Genomic DNA, 17,353 nt, shown 5'->3' with positions numbered 1-17,353 from the left:
GACTTAGAAGAAACCTTGTGCTTCTTTTTTATAATCAACTAGTAAACATTTAGTTTGTTGATAGTGATCAAGCATCATTGCGTGATTTTCACGGCCAATACCTGAAAGTTTAAAACCACCAAATGCAGCACCAGCAGGGTATTGGTGATACGTATTTGTCCATACACGGCCAGCTTGGATAGCACGACCAGCACGGTATGCAGTGTCACCAGAACGTGACCAAACACCAGCACCTAAACCGTATTCTGTATCATTTGCGATTTCAATTGCCTCATCAAAGTCTTTAAATGTTGTAACACCCAGTACTGGACCAAAGATTTCTTCTTGGAAGATACGCATTTTGTTGTGACCTTTGAAAACTGTTGGTTTAATGTAGTTACCACCAGCTAAGTCGCCTTCAAGTATATTTTCTTCACCGCCGATTAAACATTCAGCGCCTTCTTCTTTACCTAATTGTAAGTAAGACATGATTTTTTGTTTTTGTTGCTCGGAAGCTTGGGCACCCATCATTACTTCTGTATCAAGTGGGTTACCAATTTTAATTGCTTTTACGCGTTCTAATGCACGTTCGATGAATTGATCGTAAATCGATTCATGAATAAGTGCACGTGAAGGACAAGTACAAATTTCACCTGAATTTAGGGCGAACATGACAAATCCTTCAATTGCTTTATTTAAATATTCATCATCAGCTGCCATTACGTCTTCAAAAAATACGTTTGGTGATTTACCACCAAGCTCTAATGTTACTGGAATAATGTTTTCTGTTGCGTATTGCATAATTTGACGGCCTACTGCAGTTGAACCTGTGAAGGCAATTTTAGCGATACGTTTATTTGTTGCGAGCGCTTTACCAACTTCAATACCAAAGCCATTTACGATGTTTAAAACACCTTTTGGCAAGATATCTTGAATTGTTTCGATTAAAACTAGTAAAGAAACCGGTGTTTGCTCAGCTGGTTTCATGACGATACAGTTACCTGCCGCTAATGCTGGCGCTATTTTCCACGCTGCCATTAAAATTGGGAAGTTCCAAGGAATGATTTGTCCAACAACGCCTAGTGGTTCTTGGAAATGGTAAGCGACTGTGTCGTTATCTAATTGTGATGTACGCCCTTCTTGTGCTCGAATGACACCTGCGAAGTAACGGAAGTGGTCTACTGCTAAAGGAATATCAGCGTTTAATGTTTCACGCACTGCTTTACCGTTGTCCCATGTTTCAGCAACAGCAATCATTTCTAAGTTTTCTTCAATGCGGTCAGCAATTTTATTTAAAATAGCTGCACGTTCTGCTGCAGAAGTTTTACCCCATGCATCTTTTGCTGCATGTGCTGCATCTAGTGCTAGCTCAATATCTTCAGCAGATGAACGAGCTGCTTTTGTGAATACTTGTCCAGTTACAGGTGTTTTGTTGTCAAAATATTGGCCTTTTACTGGAGCTACCCATTCGCCACCGATAAAGTTATCATAATGCTCTTTGAAGTTTACTACCGCACCCGGCGTATTAGGATTTGCATAAATCATTATTAAAATCTCCCCGCATTTTTAATTTGTGAAAACGCATACAAAATTAAGCGACACATTTTGTCAAATTTATCTTCACTAGGTTTATATTGATACACTACTATAATTTTTACAAGCAAATTGACTTTTCAAAAAATAGACTCATAAGTTCTCCATTATTATTACAAATCAAATTTAATAACCGTTTTCACATTGACACTACTTATTAGTTTGACAGAATAAGGGCATTCAATTTCCCTTCATCACCTTTTTTGACTATACTTATAAGGGAAATGATCGTGAGAGGAGTGTTAAGATGCAGGAAGTACAAGTTTCAGCGTTACAGAATTTACTTAATTCTTTCGCCAACAAAGACGTTTATATCCATCTTGAGACGACAAACGGTTCTTATGCAGCACACTATGATGAAAAATTTTTTAATGCAGGTGCCTTTATTCGCAATGCGAAAATCAATTATGAGCTAGCGAAAGTTGTTAGTGATTCACCACATCGTGTTGGTTTAAAAATGGAGCACGGTTGGGTGTATGCACAAGGCATTACACACTATGAGTTAGATGACAAAGGCCGTTTACTGATGGCTGGATTAGACTATTCTGGAAAGTTGGCAATTGCGCTAGAAATTAGCGAAACGCCATTTACCTATTAAGGGGGGACTACGACATGGATTTACAACCACAACGTCAAATTTTAATCGTTTACCCGCATCCAGATGATGAAGCTTTTTCAATTGCCGGAACGATTGCTTACTATACAAAGAAAATGAATACACCTGTTACATATGCCTGCTTAACATTAGGTGAAATGGGTCGTAATTTAGGAAATCCACCATTTGCAACGCGCGAATCATTGCCAGAAATTCGTCGCAAGGAATTAGTAGCCGCTGCAGAGGCAATGGGCATTCAAGATCTACGTATGCTCGGTCTACGCGACAAAACAATTGAATTTGAAGATGATGAAAAAATGGTGAAGCTTGTAGAGGACTTAATCGAAGAGTTAATGCCATCACTTATTTTCACCTTCCTACCAGGCTTTGCCGTGCACCCCGACCATGAAGCTACAGCACGTGCGGTCGTCGAAGCTGTACGTCGTATGCCAAAAGCAGCGCGTCCACAAATTTTAGGTTGCGCCTTTGCCAATGACACAGTCGAAAAAAATGGTGAACCTCATATCCTTATCGATGTAAGCGAAATGAAAATGGATAAAGTAAACGCATTAAAGGCACACGCCTCACAAACGGCTTGGATGATGCAAGAAACAGAAAAACGAATCGACGATGGCGAGCTAATGAGCGATAGTTGGCTCAATGTTGAAAAGTTTTATATCGTTGACCCTGACCAATATAAGAAATAATCCCTAGCACTTCTGCTTCTTTTTTAGCGGAGTGCTTTTTTTTATATATTTTTCATCTATTTGCGAATAATAAGTTTACTGAAAAGTATCACTACTTCTCAATTTATGGACAACGCATAGATAACCATGTATTATGTATAATTATTCAACAATAACAACTAGAGAATGAGGTTTATACACAATATGAAGAAATATCCTGTTTCTACATACTTTTTCTTCATCATCCCTTCGCTCATTGGTGTACTTTTATTCATGACACCTCTCTTAACGGATGATGGGTGGAAAGTACCTATTGCGATTATGGCAAATTTACTTGCAAATTTTGTTGCCCCTGTCATTAGCTACTTTACTTTATTTATTTTTGCAATTGCAAGTTTCGGTTCGTTCATTGTCAAATTTATTCCACAACAAGATGAGAAGCATCCGAGCTTTATAGATACCCTATTCCGAGTTAATTGGTTTTGGACGATTACACGCCTTGTTGGCTTTATATTTGCGTCCATGGTTGTTTTAGACTTTGGCCCATCTGCTATTATAAATGAAAGCACCGGTGGACTATTAATGGATCCAAACGGTGGATTAGTTACATTTTTATTCACTATTTTCTTATTTGCTGGCTTATTATTACCGTTTTTAACAAACTTCGGCTTGTTAGAGTTTTTTGGCTCAATGATGGTGTATATTATGCGTCCACTCTTTAAAACGCCTGGTCGCTCATCGATAGATGCACTTACTTCTTGGATTGGTGATGGCACAATTGGTGTCCTTATGACAAGCAAACAATACGAAATGGGCAACTATACGAAAAAAGAAGCAGCCATTATTGCGACAAGTTTTTCAATTGTGTCTATTACATTTTGTATTGTGGTTTTAGAAACTGTGGACCTATCACGCTATTTTATCCCGTATTATTTAACAGTGGTTCTGTGTGGGTTGGTGCTAGCCGTTATTATGCCTCGTATTTACCCGCTTGCTGGTAAAGAAGATACGTATATTGATGGTTCCCCGCAAGATTTAAATCGTGAAAAGTTGCCAAAAGGTTATAATTCTGTGACACATGGATTGGCAAATGCTTTAGCTGTTGCAGATGCAAATCGTAACCCTCGTCAATTCTTTAAAGATGGCTTTAAAAACATCTTTGATTTATGGATTGGCGTAGCACCAATCGTTATGGCATTCGGTACCGTTGCCTTAATGCTAGCTGAATTCACAAGTATTTTCACTATTTTAGGAAAACCATTTGAACCAATTTTAACAGTACTTGGTTTGCCAGAGGCCGCAGAAGCAGCACAAACGATGGTTGTGGGCTTTGCTGATATGTTCCTCCCTTCTATTTTAGGTGCGGGCATTGAATCTGAAATGACACGCTTTGTGATTGCGGTCGTTTCTGTAACGCAACTTATTTATATGTCTGAGGTCGGCGGATTGATTTTAGGTACGAAAATACCCCTGAAATTTTTAGACTTAGTTGTGATTTTCTTACTTCGTACCCTTATTTCACTTCCAATTGCCGCACTTATAGCACACCTAATTTTCTAGCTTATGTAGCAATTGTTCTCGCTTTTAACAGGCGTGAACAATTGCTTTTTTTGAAAGCGTTTTAATTTTTAGAATTAACAAAATATTTAGTATCCTTACAGCTTTTTTATGTTAAAATGATGTATGTTTTAGTTAAATTCGGAGGGAAAAATTCAATGGAGACTGTTACAAAAACCGTGCAGGTCGAAAACATTCTTATTGCACATCATTTTTTAAAAGATGTAGTGGTCCACACACCATTACAAAAAAACGACTATTTATCAGAGAAATACGAAGCTACTATTTATTTTAAACGCGAAGATTTGCAGCATGTACGATCTTTCAAACTTCGTGGTGCCTACTATAAAATTAAAAAAATCGAAGCAGAAGCACGTGAATTCGGCGTTGTGTGTGCAAGTGCTGGTAATCACGCACAAGGTGTTGCCTATGCCTGTGCTCAACTAAAGATCCATGCAAGTATTTTCATGCCACAAACAACACCAAAACAAAAAATCGACCAAGTGCGTATGTTTGGTCGTGAATTCGTGGAAATAATTTTGGCTGGTGATACATTCGATGATGCAGCTGAGGGCGCTATGGCTTATTGCGAGGAACATGGAAAAATATTCATCCACCCATTTGATGATTTCGATGTCATTGCTGGGCAAGGAACTGTCGCTGTTGAAATAATGAATGATATGGAAGAGCCTATCGACTACGTATTCGGCAGTATCGGCGGAGGTGGCTTAATGTCAGGTGTTTCTGCTTACGTGAAAAACCTATCGCCAAATAGTAAAATTATCGGAGTTGAGCCTGCTGGTGCAGCTAGTATGAAAGCAGCCTTTGCAGAAGGTGGCACGATTGCACTTGACTGGATCGATAAATTTGTTGATGGCGCCGCTGTAAAATGTGTTGGCAATCACACATACGAAGTGTGTCGCCGCTATTTAGACGACATCGTGCTCGTACCTGAGGGTAAAGTATGTACTACAATACTAGATTTATATAATAAGCATGCAATCATTGCTGAGCCTGCTGGTGCACTTTCTGTCGCAGCACTCGACCTCTATCAAGATGAAATTAAAGGTAAATCTGTCGTAGTCATCATCAGTGGTGGGAACAATGATATTGGACGTATGCAAGAAATTAAAGAGAAATCATTAATTCATGAAGGATTACTTTACTACTTCATCGTTAGCTTCCCACAACGCGCTGGGGCATTACGCCAGTTCTTAACAAGCGTTTTAGGACCAAACGATGATATTACAACCTTCGAATACACAAAGAAAAACAACAAGGAAAGTGGCCCTGCTCTCGTTGGTATCGAAATCGGTAATCGCGACGACTATGAAGGACTGCTTGCCCGTATGAAACAATTCGGCTTCAACTATAAAGAAGTAAATAATGATCTTCAATTATTTGGATTATTAGTATAGTTTTTTGCATCAGCTACGAATTGTGGCTGGTGTTTTTTTTATAAAGATTTATGATTTATAGGACAGCGTTTTGCTTTTATCGAACAGGTTGTTAAATTTGTCGCCCTACTTTTCTAAAATATCGACATCCCCCTTACAAACGCACAAAAAACGCCCACACTAATGTGTGAGCGCAAAGTAGTTATCCTAATAATGCACGGTCGGAGTTCATTTTCTCGCCGCGGATGCTTTCGAATTCTGCCATTAAGTCTGGGATTGTTAGTTCGTGCTTGCGATCCTCACCCACTTCTAAAATAATTTGACCTTTATCCATCATAATCAAACGATTGCCTAGATCTAAAGCTTGTTGCATATTGTGTGTAACCATTAACGTCGTTAAATTGTCTTTTTCGACTAGATGCTTTGTGATACTAGTGATGAGCTCTGCACGTGAAGGATCAAGTGCAGCGGTGTGCTCATCTAGCAATAAAATAGAGGGCTTTGTAAAGGTTGCCATCAGTAGTGACAACGCTTGGCGCTCCCCACCTGATAGTAAACCAACCTTCGCAGACAAGCGGTTTTCTAGATTTAAGCCAAGCATCTCTAGTGATTCTTTAAAAAACTCACGGCGTTTTTTATCAACACCGATGCGTAAACCACGCCTCTTATTGCGAGAGTAGGCTAAAGCTACATTTTCCTCAATCGTCATTGTTGGTGCTGTACCAGCCATAGGATCTTGGAATACACGACCGATAAATTGTGAGCGTTTGTATTCAGGCAAGGCCGTTACATTGTTTCCATCAATCGATACAGTACCGAAGTCAGGTGTGAGTGCGCCTGATACCATGTTCATCATCGTCGATTTTCCAGCACCGTTACTACCGATAATCGTTACGAAATCACCAGGTTTCAAGTGCAGATTTATGTCCGCTAATGCGATTTTTTCGTCAGGTGTACCTTCGTTGAAAATCTTGTTAATACCATCTAATTTAAGCAAGGTCACTCCCTCCTTGCTTTGCTATTATTACACTTTGTGCGCGTTTCGCCTTACGTTTACGTTCTTTGTTTTTATTCGCAAATTGCGGAATAATTAATGCCATGATCACGATAACTGCTGTGATTAATTTCATATCTCCAGTATCTAGGAAATCTACGCGTAACGCCAATGCTAGTACGATACGGTAAATGATTGCTCCTGCGATAACTGCAAGAGTTGTGCGCATAATTGTTTTAGTTCCGAAGATAGCTTCACCGATAATAACGGAAGCAAGACCGATTACGATCATCCCAATTCCCATTCCGTTATCTGCAAACTTCGAATACTGTGCGATTAAAGCTCCAGAAAATGCGACAAGTGCATTTGAAAGACCAAGTCCTAGAATAATAAGTGTATCTGTATTCGCAGAGAAACTACGAATCATACGTTTATTATCTCCAGTTGCTCGAATAGCAAGTCCGACCTCTGTTTTTAAGAACCAGTCAGCAATAAATTTAATTAAAATCGTGATGAGTAATACTACCATCAGCGTACCCCATGTACCTGGTACTCTCTGAATGCCGATGCTATTTAATACGTTATTTAATGCAGCATCGATACCTAAATTACTCCAAAATCCTTGAAACTGTGAAAAAATAGTTTCAGAGTTCAGTAGTGGAATATTCGGACGGCCTATCGTATTTTCTGCAGTTAACCCCATAATACGTAGATTAATAGAATACAACGCAATCATCATTAAAATTCCTGATAAAAGCGGGTTTATCTTCCCTTTTGTGTGAAGAATTCCTGTCATACATCCAGCAATAAATCCAGCAACAATTGCCACTAAAGTCGCTAAGATTGGGTGATAGCCTAGCAGAATCATTGTTGCTGCTGTTGCTGCCCCTGTTACAAAGCTTCCATCAACCGTTAAATCCGGAAAATCTAACACGCGGAATGTTAAATACACACCAAGTGCCATAATTGCATAGATGATTCCTTGCTCAACTGAGCCAAATATTGCAGTAAACATAGTTGAATCATCTCCTAAAAATTTTTCTTAAAATGAAGATAAAGCGGGGTTTAGAACATCCCCGCTTCACTCTTAAATTATTGCTCTAAAAGTTCTGCACCCCAAGAATCTTTAATCTCGATTCCTAAGCTATCTGCTACTTTTTTATTCACTACTAATTTTAAGTTTTGTGGATATTGAACTGGTGTGTCTGCAGGGGCTGCCTCACCTTTTAGAATTTTAACAGCCATTTGTCCCGCTTCATAACCGATATCATAGTATTGGAAGCCGTATGCAGCTAAGCCACCACGTGCAACCGAATCAAGTTCACCAACAATTAATGGTAATTTATTTGTTTCAGCTACATCAATAACTGATTCTAATGCAGATACAACAATGTTATCAGTAATAATGTAAAACGCTTCTGCTTTACCTACTAATGATTCCGTAGCTTGCTTTACTTCTGCTGAAGTTGCTGCATTTGCTTCTACTATAGTTAGACCATGTTCAGCCGCTATTTTTTTCACTTCTGTTACTTGAGCAACTGAGTTTTGCTCACCAGCGCTGTATACCATACCGACTTTTTTAACGCCTAATTCTTTTAGGAATGCTACTGTTTTTGCAATCGTATCTGGGTGTAAATCTATCGTACCTGTTGCATTTTTACCAGGTGCCTCCATTGAAGCGACTAATTCTGCACCAACTGCATCTGTTACCGATGTGAAAACAATAGGAATATCACCTGTTGCTGCTAAAGCTGCTTGAGCTGAGGGTGTTGCATTAGCAAAAATCAAATCTACACCTTCGCTTACAAAATTATTAGCAATTGTTGTATTCACACTGCTATCCCCCGCAGCAGTTTGTGGATCGAATTCTACCTTTAATCCAGAATCTTCAATCGCTTTTTTGAAACCATCCGTTGCAGCGTTTAAAGAAGGATGATCAACGTATTGAGTAATCCCAATTTTATATGTTTTTTCCCCTTTAGAACCACTCTCACTTGCATTATTCTTTTCATCACCTTTAGATTCAGTACCGCCGCCACATGCAGCAAGTAGTAACACTAAACCGAATAAAAGGAATGAAAGTTTTTTCATATTATTCTTCACAAATTATCCCCCTCGACATTTTGTCTCATTATCATGCTATACCGTACCAATAATATGGTACTTCATCCTAGCAAAGTATGAATGTATCGCTATATTATCGTTATTAATGAGGTTCGTCAATAACATTATGAATGTTCTGACTTTTAAATATGACTAAATATTTTATCTTTTCTATTAATTCGTCGCTTTAAACCGCTAAACTACGCGATTTTAGTAGCTTTAATCATTTTTGTAGAATATAAAAAATTTTTATGTCAATTTAGCAAATTTTGCTCTTTACAAGTAGCGCATTTTTTTGGCAACACTAGTTTTCTGACATTTGACTTCTCTTCAGCGTTATACTAAAATACCTACTTGTGCAAAACACCGTGGTTCGTAACCATCCCACGAAAAAAAACTAAGGAGAAATGAATATGAAAGTAAAATTTTTAGCAACAAGTGGTATTATTGCTGCTTTGTATATTGCTGTGACGATGCTTGTAGCACCGTTTGGCTTTACAGAGGTGCAATTCCGGGTATCGGAAATGTTCAACCATTTAGTTGCCTTTAATCCACGCTTTGCTGTGGGTATTATTATTGGTGTCTTTATCTCCAACTTATTTTCACCACTCGGCGTGTATGATCTTGTTTTTGGGGTAGGGCATTCTGTGATTACACTTAGCCTATTTATCCTCATCTGTAAGTTCGTGAAAAACATCTGGGCACGTCTTATCATTAATACCTTATTATTTACATGTACGATGTTCATCATCGCATTCGAATTAAACTTAGCACTTGAATTGCCATTCTTATGGACATGGCTGACAGTCGCAGTTGGTGAATTCGTTGTATTAGCTGTTGGTGCACCGATTATGTATGCCCTAAACAAACGTTTAAATTTCAAAAACTTAATCTGACGTTTTCAGACGAGTCTCTACTGAGATTCGTCTTTTTTATTGCTTTCGCGGAGAAAAGAGTTGTTGCTGTCGCTTCGCTTTCGCACAGAAAAAAGATTTGTTGACACTATTCTGAAAATAACTTAAAATTCATTTCAATAACATGCGTAGATGAAGAGTAGTAACAAGCTTTTGTACTTATAGAGAGCTGATGGTTGGTGTAAATCAGCAGTACACACTTGCGAATGGACTTCGGAGCATCCTCATCAAAATGTGAGGACGGTGATACTCCCCGTTACAGGAGGTTTGAGTGCGCAACTATTGCGAACAAAGGTGGCACCACGGTTACTCGTCCTTTTTATAAAGGGATTGAAGTGGCTTTTTTTATGGTCAAAATCAGAATAGAGGAGTCGAGATTAGATGAGTATAATAGCAGAGAAAAAAGGATATTTTGGTGAATTTGGAGGTAGCTTTGTTCCTGAAGAACTTCAAAACGTATTAACTATCTTAGATGAAAACTTCCAAAAATATAAAGAAGATGAAAATTTCCAAAATGAATTAGAATACTATTTCCGTGAATATGTCGGCCGCAAATCACCACTATATTTAGCTGAAAACTTAACAAAACAATTAGGTGGCGCGAAGATTTACTTAAAACGTGAAGATTTAAATCATACAGGTTCACATAAAATTAATAACGTATTAGGACAAATTTTACTTGCAAAGCGTATGGGTGCAAATCGTGTGATCGCTGAAACAGGCGCTGGTCAGCACGGCGTTGCAACAGCGACAGCTTGTGCGATGTTCGGAATGGACTGTACGATTTATATGGGCCTTGAGGACACAAAACGCCAAGCATTAAATGTGTTCCGCATGGAGTTATTAGGGGCTAAAGTGGTTGCTGTTGATAAAGGGCAAGGGCGTCTTAAAGATGCTGTAGACGAAGCTTTTGCTGATTTAGTAGAGAATTATGAAACAACATTTTATTTACTAGGTTCAGCAGTGGGACCGCACCCATTCCCATCTATGGTAAAGCACTTCCAATCAGTCATTAGTCGAGAAAGCCGTGAACAAATTCTTGAAAAAGAAGGTAAGCTACCTACAGCAGTACTTGCTTGTGTTGGTGGAGGAAGTAATGCAATTGGTGCTTTCGCAGAATTCATTGCAGACGATGAAGTCCGTTTAATCGGTATAGAACCGGATAAAGCAGCTACGTTAAATGAAGGTACACCAGGTAATTTACACGGCTTCAAGTGTTTACTACTACAAGATGCAGAAGGTAATCCTATGCCAACGTATTCAATCGCAGCAGGTCTTGACTACCCTGGAGTAGGCCCCGAGCATAGCCATTTAAAAACGATCGGTCGCGCCGAATATGTAACTATATCAAATGAAGAAGTGCTAGAAGCGTTCCAAACTCTATCTAAAGTTGAAGGGATTATCCCAGCACTCGAAAGTTCTCATGCGGTTGCACATGCATTAAAACTTGCACCTACTCTATCAAAAGAAGAAAGCATCATCATCAACATCTCTGGGCGTGGTGATAAGGACGTTGAACAAGTTTTCCATATGCTAAACAAATAATACTGAAAAGAGCGATTTCCACCAAGGGAAATCGCTCTTTCTCTTACACTAACGAATTTAATTTTGGATAAATTTCCGCAACATTGTCACGTAACTTCGCCTTTAAAAACTTACCAACTGATGTTTTCGGGATTTCATCTAAAAATACGATATCGTCTGGTACCCACCACTTTGCAAATTGACTTTCTAAAAATGCTAGTAGCTCCTCATCAGTTACTGATTTCCCTTCTTTCAACACAACACAAGCAAGTGGACGTTCTTGCCACTTCGCATGTGGAATCGCTATAACAGCCGCTTCAAACACAGCCTCATGTGTCATTAACGCATTTTCTAAATCTACTGAAGAAATCCATTCACCGCCAGATTTAATCAGATCCTTTGTACGGTCCATAATTTTAAAGAAGCCATCCGCCGAACGCACAGCAATATCACCTGTATACAGCCAACCATCACGATATGCGTCTTGCGTGCGCTCATCTCGATAGTATTCGTGAGAAATCCAAGGGCCACGTAAACGTAGTTCACCCATCGTCTCACCGTCCCACGGTACTTCACCCTCTTCATTAATGATACTTGACTCAATACCAGGCATCGTCATACCTTGCATACCACGCGCTTCCACGCGCTTCTCAATCGGCCATTCTTCCATCCATGACATATAATTTGATAGTGCCACAATTGGAGTCGTTTCTGTCATACCATATACCACGATATATGGTATACCATACTTCTCCTCAAACGTTCGAATTAATCCTGCTGGTGAAGCAGAACCTCCCGCGCAAATTGCACGTAATGAACTAATATTACGTTCACGTTTTTCTTGCTCTTGTAAAGCACTCAACCAAATTGTCGGTACACCCGCTGTTAACGTAATCTTTTCCTGTTCGATTAAATCTAAAATTAAATCCGATGTAAAATGAGGTCCTGGTAGTACTTGCGTTGCCCCAACATTTACACTCGCAAATGGTAAGCCCCATGCATTTGCGTGGAACATCGGCACGATCGGCATCACGACATCACGCTCACTAATGCCCATTGAATCTGCCATGTTAAGCATCGTACTATGAAGTACTAATCCACGATGCGTATAGACAACACCCTTTGGATTACCCGTTGTAGCACTTGTATAGCACATACCAGCCGGTGCTTCTTCTTCTAAATTCTCAGGGAACTCGAAGTTCTCATCTGCCGCAGCAAGTAAATCTTCATATGATAATGCATTTGGCAATGTTGTTTCTGGTAACGTCTCTTCATCCGTCATAATAATATAATGTTTTACAGTTTTAAGCTCTGATGCAATATTTTCAATAATCGGCACAAGATCTGCATCAATCATCAAAATTTGATCTTCTGCATGATTAATAATATAAATTAAATGTTCTTCAGATAAGCGAATATTCACCATGTGTAATACTGCGCCAGAACATGGTACTGCAAAATATGCCTCTAAATGACGGTGCTGATTCCATGCGAAGGATCCAACTTTCATTCCCTTCTCCATACCAAGTTTTGTCAATGCATCTGCTAATCGGCGAGTTCTTTTTGCCCACTCCCCATACGTTAAACGGTGAATTTTAGTAGGGCTTGTACGTGAAACAATCGTCTTTCTCGCAAAATAACTTTCAGCCCTCTTGAAAAAATTCGTTAACACTAACGGTGCTTGCATCATAAAACATTCATCCCTTCTCTTATGAAATTCCCCTCAATACCCTGTTAAATACTTACTAGAATAATCTTATTCGAATACTATTAATATTCTGAATATAATTATATTGGAAAGTTAATAAATACGCCATATATTCCAAAAATTTCTTTTTAATTCCTTTATTTTGTATTTCTACATGATCATATTTGAAATTTAAATACATATGAAATGCAAAAACTCCGAAGCCTGTAAACGCTTCGGAGTTTTTCAACCTATGAAATGGCTTTCTGTTGGAGCTTCACTTTTAATTTCGTTAGCATATCCTCTGTCATTTTTGCTAAATCATACTCCGCTTTAAAGCCCCATTCAGCTTGTGCCGCTTCAATATTTAAAGAATTCGGCCAGCTATCTGCAATTGCTTGACGCACAGGATCGACTTTATAATCTAAGCGGAAATGCGGAATGTGTTTTTTAATTTCAGCTGCGATTTGAGATGGCTCAAAGCTCATCGCCGTAATGTTAAACGCATTTCGGTGAATCAAGTTGCTACTATCTGCTTCCATTAAACTAACAATCGCTTGCAGTGCATCCGGCATATACATCATATCCATGTATGTGCCTTCTTTAATATAAGAAGTGTATTTACCTTGCTCAATAGCTTTATAGTAAATTTCAACCGCATAATCTGTCGTTCCGCCACCTGGAGGAGTTGCATATGATATCAAACCTGGGAAGCGTACACCTCTTGTATCTACGCCAAAACGATTGAAATAATAGTCACATAACAATTCACCCGCTACCTTATTCACACCATACATCGTTGTTGGGCGCTGCAGTGTATCTTGCGGTGTATTGTCCTTGGGCGTTGATGGACCAAATGCCCCGATTGAACTTGGTGTAAAAAATTGCATGTCTAGTTCACGAGATACTTCTAAAGCATTCATTAACCCGCCCATATTTAGATTCCAAGCAAATAAAGGATTTTTTTCAGCCGTTGCAGATAATAATGCTGCAAGGTGCATCATCGTATCTGCACCAAAATCCTTTGCTAAATCATGCATTTTTTGTCCATCTGAGACGTCCAAAATCTCAAATGGCCCATTTGTATGTTCATGCTTCCGAATGTCTGTAGCTAATACATTGTCCTCTCCATAAACACTACGAAGCTTTTCAACTAATTCTGAACCAATTTGACCAAGTGCTCCGGTCACCATAATCTTTTTCATATCCAATAACCTCCGACAGCAAACATTTGTATTTTCAGAAAGTACATTATATTTGTCTTAAACATTGATTAATTAACACTTTCGATGTTCCCCATTATAATGTGTTCGTTTTAAAAACACAATACAAAATTCTAAAGTTTTTGAAAATTCAACAAAAAAACCTCTACTATCAGTATATGATTCCTCGTAAATATTGTTCCGAAATTAGCAAAAAAACACATATGTATTTCTAGAAAACACAAATATAGATTCCCCCATAAAAAAAAAAGAACCCTCTCTATGACATTCCATAAAGTAAAGTTCTCATTTTTCTCGAAATTCCAGTATTTCCGTACACTACACATTATTTATTATATCGAAAAACGTTTCACAGCAATTTGCAGCAATTTCGATACCTTCCGCACTTCCTTTATATAATTATGGAAATGTTGCTGCGCTTTAAGCTGTTCAGTTGTCAGTGTCGCTACATGTTTAGTAGAAGTTGCATTCACATCTGAAAACGATGTGAGCATAAGTGCATCCTGGCTAACCTTTTCTGTATGGCTGGCAATTTGTTGTACCGTTGTCGATACTTCCATCATATACGGCTTAATCGTATGCACTTTTTCTAAAATGTGCTCGAAGCTTGTGGCTGTTTGTCCTGTGACTGCTACTCCTTTATCAGTCGCCGACAATACACCTTCCATCATTTGCACCGCATACTGAGAATCACCATGAATATTTTGCACAATAGACGTGATCATTTGTGTTGAACGTACGGTTTGCTCAGCTAATTTCCGCACTTCGTTGGCAACAACCGCAAAGCCCTTTCCGTGTTCACCCGCCCTTGCCGCTTCAATTGATGCATTCAGTGCCAATAAATTTGTCTGTGCCGTTATTTTTTCAATGACCTCCACCATTTGATCAATGGTCTCTGCCCGCTCGAGAAGATTTGAAATAGCTATATTTGATTTTTCAACGGCCTGCTTGATCAACTGCATTTGCGATAAATTTGCCTGGACAATGTCAGTCCCACTTTCAGCATCACTTGCCGCCTCATAGGCAAACCGCTCAACAGACTTCACTTTTTCTACAATGATCTGCACGCCTTTTAGCACTTCATCTAAAGAAGCCGTGTTCGAGGCTAATTTCGTTGTCGAAACGGTTGTTGAATCTGAAATCTTTTTAATATCCTTCGCCATCTTCATCGTTGTCGTGGTTGCTTGTTCAGACGACTCTTGCAATTTTTCCGTCATCCCTTCAACTTCATGTGCACTACTTGTTACAGTCAGCAAAAGCCTCTTCACCTCTGTCACCATTTGGTTATAGGAAAGGACAACTTCTCCCAACTCATCCTGTGCCACATAGCTAGCACTCCCTGTAAAATCACCTTGCTCCGCACGCTTTAACAAAGATTTTAGCTGACGCGTTGGCACATTGACCGCCCTAGCCGCTACATAACCAATGGCGATAACAAGTAGCACTACAAATAAACAAACACCACCTAGTAACCAATAGGCAAATTGCACATCCTTTTGATAAGCCGCTTGCTGTTCCTCCGCGCGTTGTACCAAATAGCTTTGTGTTTCTTCTAATAGAGTGTGATTTTGCTGACTCACAGGTAAATACGATCGTTCATAAAATTTCTTTAGAGAATCCCCACTCAATTGTCCATAGTTGTCTACTAATTCTGTTTGTTGCGCTAGTAGCGTTTTATATTTTTTCACCTGATGATTTATCTTTTTATCGATATCCAAGCTTTCTAACTGATGTAAAGGTTGCTCGACATTTTGTAAAAGCGTAGCTAACTCCTGAAGATTACCACTCGTTGTCACTAAAAAATCCATTTGTCGTTGGGCTTCCTCTAACTCATTTAACCATCCAATCGGGACAAGCCCCTGCGTATAACTTTTACTCGCATGCCATGACGTTTTTCGCAAATAATCTACACTAAACACTCCTAGCAGTACGTTGGACAGTACACAGACAATCATTAGTACAAGTAACTTATCCTTTACTTTTATGTAACTAAAAAAACGCATCCTCTTAGGCTCCTTCACTCACTCTTACTAGTAAGCATAATGTTGAGATATAAAGCCTGTGTGATTTTTTTGTAAAATTTTCACAAAGATTTGCCTTGAAAACTAAATATATTATTGATTACATAATGAATCGGTTAATAACATCAGTACCATTACTATTCATTCAAATTGAATTGGCTATTGCAGCATTAAACGCTTATTGTTCAAGTGAGTATTTTCCAATCTCTAATTTGAAACTTTTTAAGTGCACCGCCACTTAATTTAAATAAATATAGTAGGTTGTTGGAATAGTGATAAAAAGAAGGGTTGATAGAAGTAAGGGCACTGAAAAAGTGATTTCCCAATAAATTCTTTAACAAAAATATGACCTTAAGGATTTAGCGCTCTAGCGTTCGCAGACACAGCGTAAGTCGCACTAAATCCTTGCATAATAAAATTATACTAGTGTGAAAAAATACCAATTTAGAGTTTTCAGTGGCCTCATAAAAGTGTAGTAATTAGTTTAATTATACTCGGCGTAATCAGTTGTCTTTTTGTACATTCTAATAGTGTAGTTTTTGAACAGACTACGAGTTTATTATTTCAAAGCAGCTTTTTTTTACATACTAGGGTTTTTAGTTTTGTTTGGGGTGGCCATACTAGATATTGAACAACTAAAAAATTCGAATGGCCGTTTTATGGATTAATTGTTGCGCTATTGGTGGAGATAATTTTTGAGCTTGAAAGTATAGCACGCACTGTAAACGAGGCAAAATCTTGGTACCATATTACCTTTTAGGATCCTTACAACCTTCAAGGTTTTCTAATTGTTGTAAGTAAGGTCATCGTGGCGCATCAAGAGCGATATGTTCGTCCCACAGATTGTCCTTATTACAGTACATGCCAGCAATTCTTTCATGGCATTGATGGTTGCTAGTATTTCCAGTTTATTAGCGTTCCAAATTACACATAATATCTGTATAACACTTGGTCTTTTATCCGTAACAGGGGTCATATTACCTTTTTAATCTATGGCGGTAGTTCTCTCCTTTCTAACTTAATGTTTATGCAGCAGGAGGATATGAATGGATGATACATTAAAAAAAAGAATGCAACTAT

At 38.6% G+C, this 17,353-nt stretch carries 14 protein-coding genes, 1 riboswitch and 1 other annotated feature; of the genes, 7 read left to right on the top strand and 7 right to left on the bottom strand.

Annotated elements, in window-relative coordinates:
* Nucleotides 1–3: 3 nt before the first annotated feature.
* Nucleotides 4–1,524 carry an acetaldehyde dehydrogenase ExaC gene (gene exaC, locus AEA09_RS17315; protein ID WP_053585204.1) on the bottom strand — a complete coding sequence of 507 codons (1,521 nt, stop codon included), beginning with the start codon at nt 1,522–1,524 and terminating at the stop codon, nt 4–6.
* 295 nt (nt 1,525–1,819) lie between these two features.
* On the opposite strand from exaC, the gene AEA09_RS17310 reads away from it, so the two are divergent.
* From AEA09_RS17310 to ilvA, 4 genes are all read left to right on the top strand, one after another.
* Nucleotides 1,820–2,170 carry a YojF family protein gene (locus tag AEA09_RS17310; RefSeq protein ID WP_053585203.1) on the top strand — a complete coding sequence of 117 codons (351 nt, stop codon included), beginning with the start codon at nt 1,820–1,822 and terminating at the stop codon, nt 2,168–2,170.
* A gap of 14 nt (nt 2,171–2,184) precedes the next feature.
* Nucleotides 2,185–2,874 (top strand): bacillithiol biosynthesis deacetylase BshB2, encoded by a 690-nt coding sequence (bshB2, locus tag AEA09_RS17305; RefSeq protein WP_053585202.1) that lies wholly within the window; start codon nt 2,185–2,187, stop codon nt 2,872–2,874.
* A 183-nt stretch (nt 2,875–3,057) separates the two neighbouring features.
* Nucleotides 3,058–4,413 carry a YjiH family protein gene (locus AEA09_RS17300; RefSeq protein ID WP_053585201.1) on the top strand — a complete coding sequence of 452 codons (1,356 nt, stop codon included), beginning with the start codon at nt 3,058–3,060 and terminating at the stop codon, nt 4,411–4,413.
* A 155-nt stretch (nt 4,414–4,568) separates the two neighbouring features.
* A complete protein-coding gene (gene ilvA / locus AEA09_RS17295; protein WP_053585200.1) occupies nt 4,569–5,828 on the top strand; it encodes a threonine ammonia-lyase IlvA in 1,260 nt (419 codons plus the stop codon).
* 181 nt (nt 5,829–6,009) lie between these two features.
* On the opposite strand, the gene AEA09_RS17290 is transcribed toward ilvA, so the two are convergent.
* From AEA09_RS17290 to AEA09_RS17280, 3 genes are all read right to left on the bottom strand, one after another.
* Nucleotides 6,010–6,804 (bottom strand): ABC transporter ATP-binding protein, encoded by a 795-nt coding sequence (locus AEA09_RS17290; RefSeq protein ID WP_053585199.1) that lies wholly within the window; start codon nt 6,802–6,804, stop codon nt 6,010–6,012.
* Complete coding sequence (locus AEA09_RS17285) at nt 6,797–7,816, bottom strand: ABC transporter permease (RefSeq protein ID WP_053585198.1); 1,020 nt, start codon at nt 7,814–7,816, stop codon at nt 6,797–6,799. Before AEA09_RS17285 ends, AEA09_RS17290 begins: the two co-directional genes overlap by 8 nt.
* Before the next feature lie 77 nt (nt 7,817–7,893).
* Nucleotides 7,894–8,904, bottom strand: coding sequence for an ABC transporter substrate-binding protein (locus AEA09_RS17280; protein WP_053585197.1), 1,011 nt, complete (start codon nt 8,902–8,904; stop codon nt 7,894–7,896).
* A 362-nt stretch (nt 8,905–9,266) separates the two neighbouring features.
* A riboswitch (PreQ1 riboswitch) is annotated at nt 9,267–9,311 on the top strand.
* A 6-nt stretch (nt 9,312–9,317) separates the two neighbouring features.
* On the opposite strand from AEA09_RS17280, the gene AEA09_RS17275 reads away from it, so the two are divergent.
* Both AEA09_RS17275 and trpB read left to right on the top strand, forming a co-directional pair.
* Nucleotides 9,318–9,800 (top strand): QueT transporter family protein, encoded by a 483-nt coding sequence (locus tag AEA09_RS17275; protein WP_053585196.1) that lies wholly within the window; start codon nt 9,318–9,320, stop codon nt 9,798–9,800.
* Nucleotides 9,801–9,938: 138 nt separating this feature from the next.
* Nucleotides 9,939–10,139: a binding site (T-box leader), on the top strand.
* 60 nt (nt 10,140–10,199) lie between these two features.
* The gene (gene trpB, locus AEA09_RS17270; protein WP_053585195.1) at nt 10,200–11,363 is read left to right on the top strand and encodes a tryptophan synthase subunit beta; all 1,164 of its coding nucleotides are present in this window, start codon (nt 10,200–10,202) and stop codon (nt 11,361–11,363) included.
* 43 nt (nt 11,364–11,406) lie between these two features.
* Here the strand turns inward: trpB and AEA09_RS17265 are convergent, their stop codons facing one another.
* The 3 genes from AEA09_RS17265 to AEA09_RS17250 form a co-directional block, all read right to left on the bottom strand.
* Entirely contained in the window at nt 11,407–13,032 is a 1,626-nt protein-coding gene (locus AEA09_RS17265) for a long-chain fatty acid--CoA ligase (protein WP_053585194.1), read from the bottom strand.
* 248 nt (nt 13,033–13,280) lie between these two features.
* Nucleotides 13,281–14,234 (bottom strand): L-threonine 3-dehydrogenase, encoded by a 954-nt coding sequence (locus AEA09_RS17255; protein WP_053585192.1) that lies wholly within the window; start codon nt 14,232–14,234, stop codon nt 13,281–13,283.
* A gap of 350 nt (nt 14,235–14,584) precedes the next feature.
* Nucleotides 14,585–16,255 carry a methyl-accepting chemotaxis protein gene (locus tag AEA09_RS17250; RefSeq protein WP_053585191.1) on the bottom strand — a complete coding sequence of 557 codons (1,671 nt, stop codon included), beginning with the start codon at nt 16,253–16,255 and terminating at the stop codon, nt 14,585–14,587.
* A gap of 845 nt (nt 16,256–17,100) precedes the next feature.
* Here AEA09_RS17250 and AEA09_RS20555 point away from each other — a divergent pair.
* The gene (locus AEA09_RS20555) at nt 17,101–17,262 is read left to right on the top strand and encodes an FtsW/RodA/SpoVE family cell cycle protein (protein ID WP_342667637.1); all 162 of its coding nucleotides are present in this window, start codon (nt 17,101–17,103) and stop codon (nt 17,260–17,262) included.
* The last annotated feature ends 91 nt before the right edge of the window (nt 17,263–17,353 follow it).

The sequence above is a fragment of the Lysinibacillus contaminans genome (genome assembly GCF_001278945.1).
In the GTDB taxonomy this organism is placed as follows: domain Bacteria; phylum Bacillota; class Bacilli; order Bacillales_A; family Planococcaceae; genus Lysinibacillus; species Lysinibacillus contaminans.
Note: the sequence above shows the minus strand (reverse complement) of the source record. Positions and strands in the feature narration are given on the sequence as shown.

What these genes read in the sequence shown, in the direction of transcription:
- AEA09_RS17265 (WP_053585194.1), bottom strand. Translation starts at nt 13,032, where the DNA reads ATGATGCAAGCACCGTTAGTGTTAACGAATTTTTTCAAGAGGGCTGAA.
- exaC (WP_053585204.1), bottom strand. Translation starts at nt 1,524, where the DNA reads ATGATTTATGCAAATCCTAATACGCCGGGTGCGGTAGTAAACTTCAAA.
- bshB2 (WP_053585202.1), top strand. Translation starts at nt 2,185, where the DNA reads ATGGATTTACAACCACAACGTCAAATTTTAATCGTTTACCCGCATCCA.
- AEA09_RS17275 (WP_053585196.1), top strand. Translation starts at nt 9,318, where the DNA reads ATGAAAGTAAAATTTTTAGCAACAAGTGGTATTATTGCTGCTTTGTAT.
- trpB (WP_053585195.1), top strand. Translation starts at nt 10,200, where the DNA reads ATGAGTATAATAGCAGAGAAAAAAGGATATTTTGGTGAATTTGGAGGT.
- AEA09_RS17250 (WP_053585191.1), bottom strand. Translation starts at nt 16,255, where the DNA reads ATGCGTTTTTTTAGTTACATAAAAGTAAAGGATAAGTTACTTGTACTA.
- AEA09_RS17300 (WP_053585201.1), top strand. Translation starts at nt 3,058, where the DNA reads ATGAAGAAATATCCTGTTTCTACATACTTTTTCTTCATCATCCCTTCG.
- ilvA (WP_053585200.1), top strand. Translation starts at nt 4,569, where the DNA reads ATGGAGACTGTTACAAAAACCGTGCAGGTCGAAAACATTCTTATTGCA.
- AEA09_RS17285 (WP_053585198.1), bottom strand. Translation starts at nt 7,816, where the DNA reads ATGTTTACTGCAATATTTGGCTCAGTTGAGCAAGGAATCATCTATGCA.
- AEA09_RS17310 (WP_053585203.1), top strand. Translation starts at nt 1,820, where the DNA reads ATGCAGGAAGTACAAGTTTCAGCGTTACAGAATTTACTTAATTCTTTC.
- AEA09_RS17255 (WP_053585192.1), bottom strand. Translation starts at nt 14,234, where the DNA reads ATGAAAAAGATTATGGTGACCGGAGCACTTGGTCAAATTGGTTCAGAA.
- AEA09_RS20555 (WP_342667637.1), top strand. Translation starts at nt 17,101, where the DNA reads ATGTTCGTCCCACAGATTGTCCTTATTACAGTACATGCCAGCAATTCT.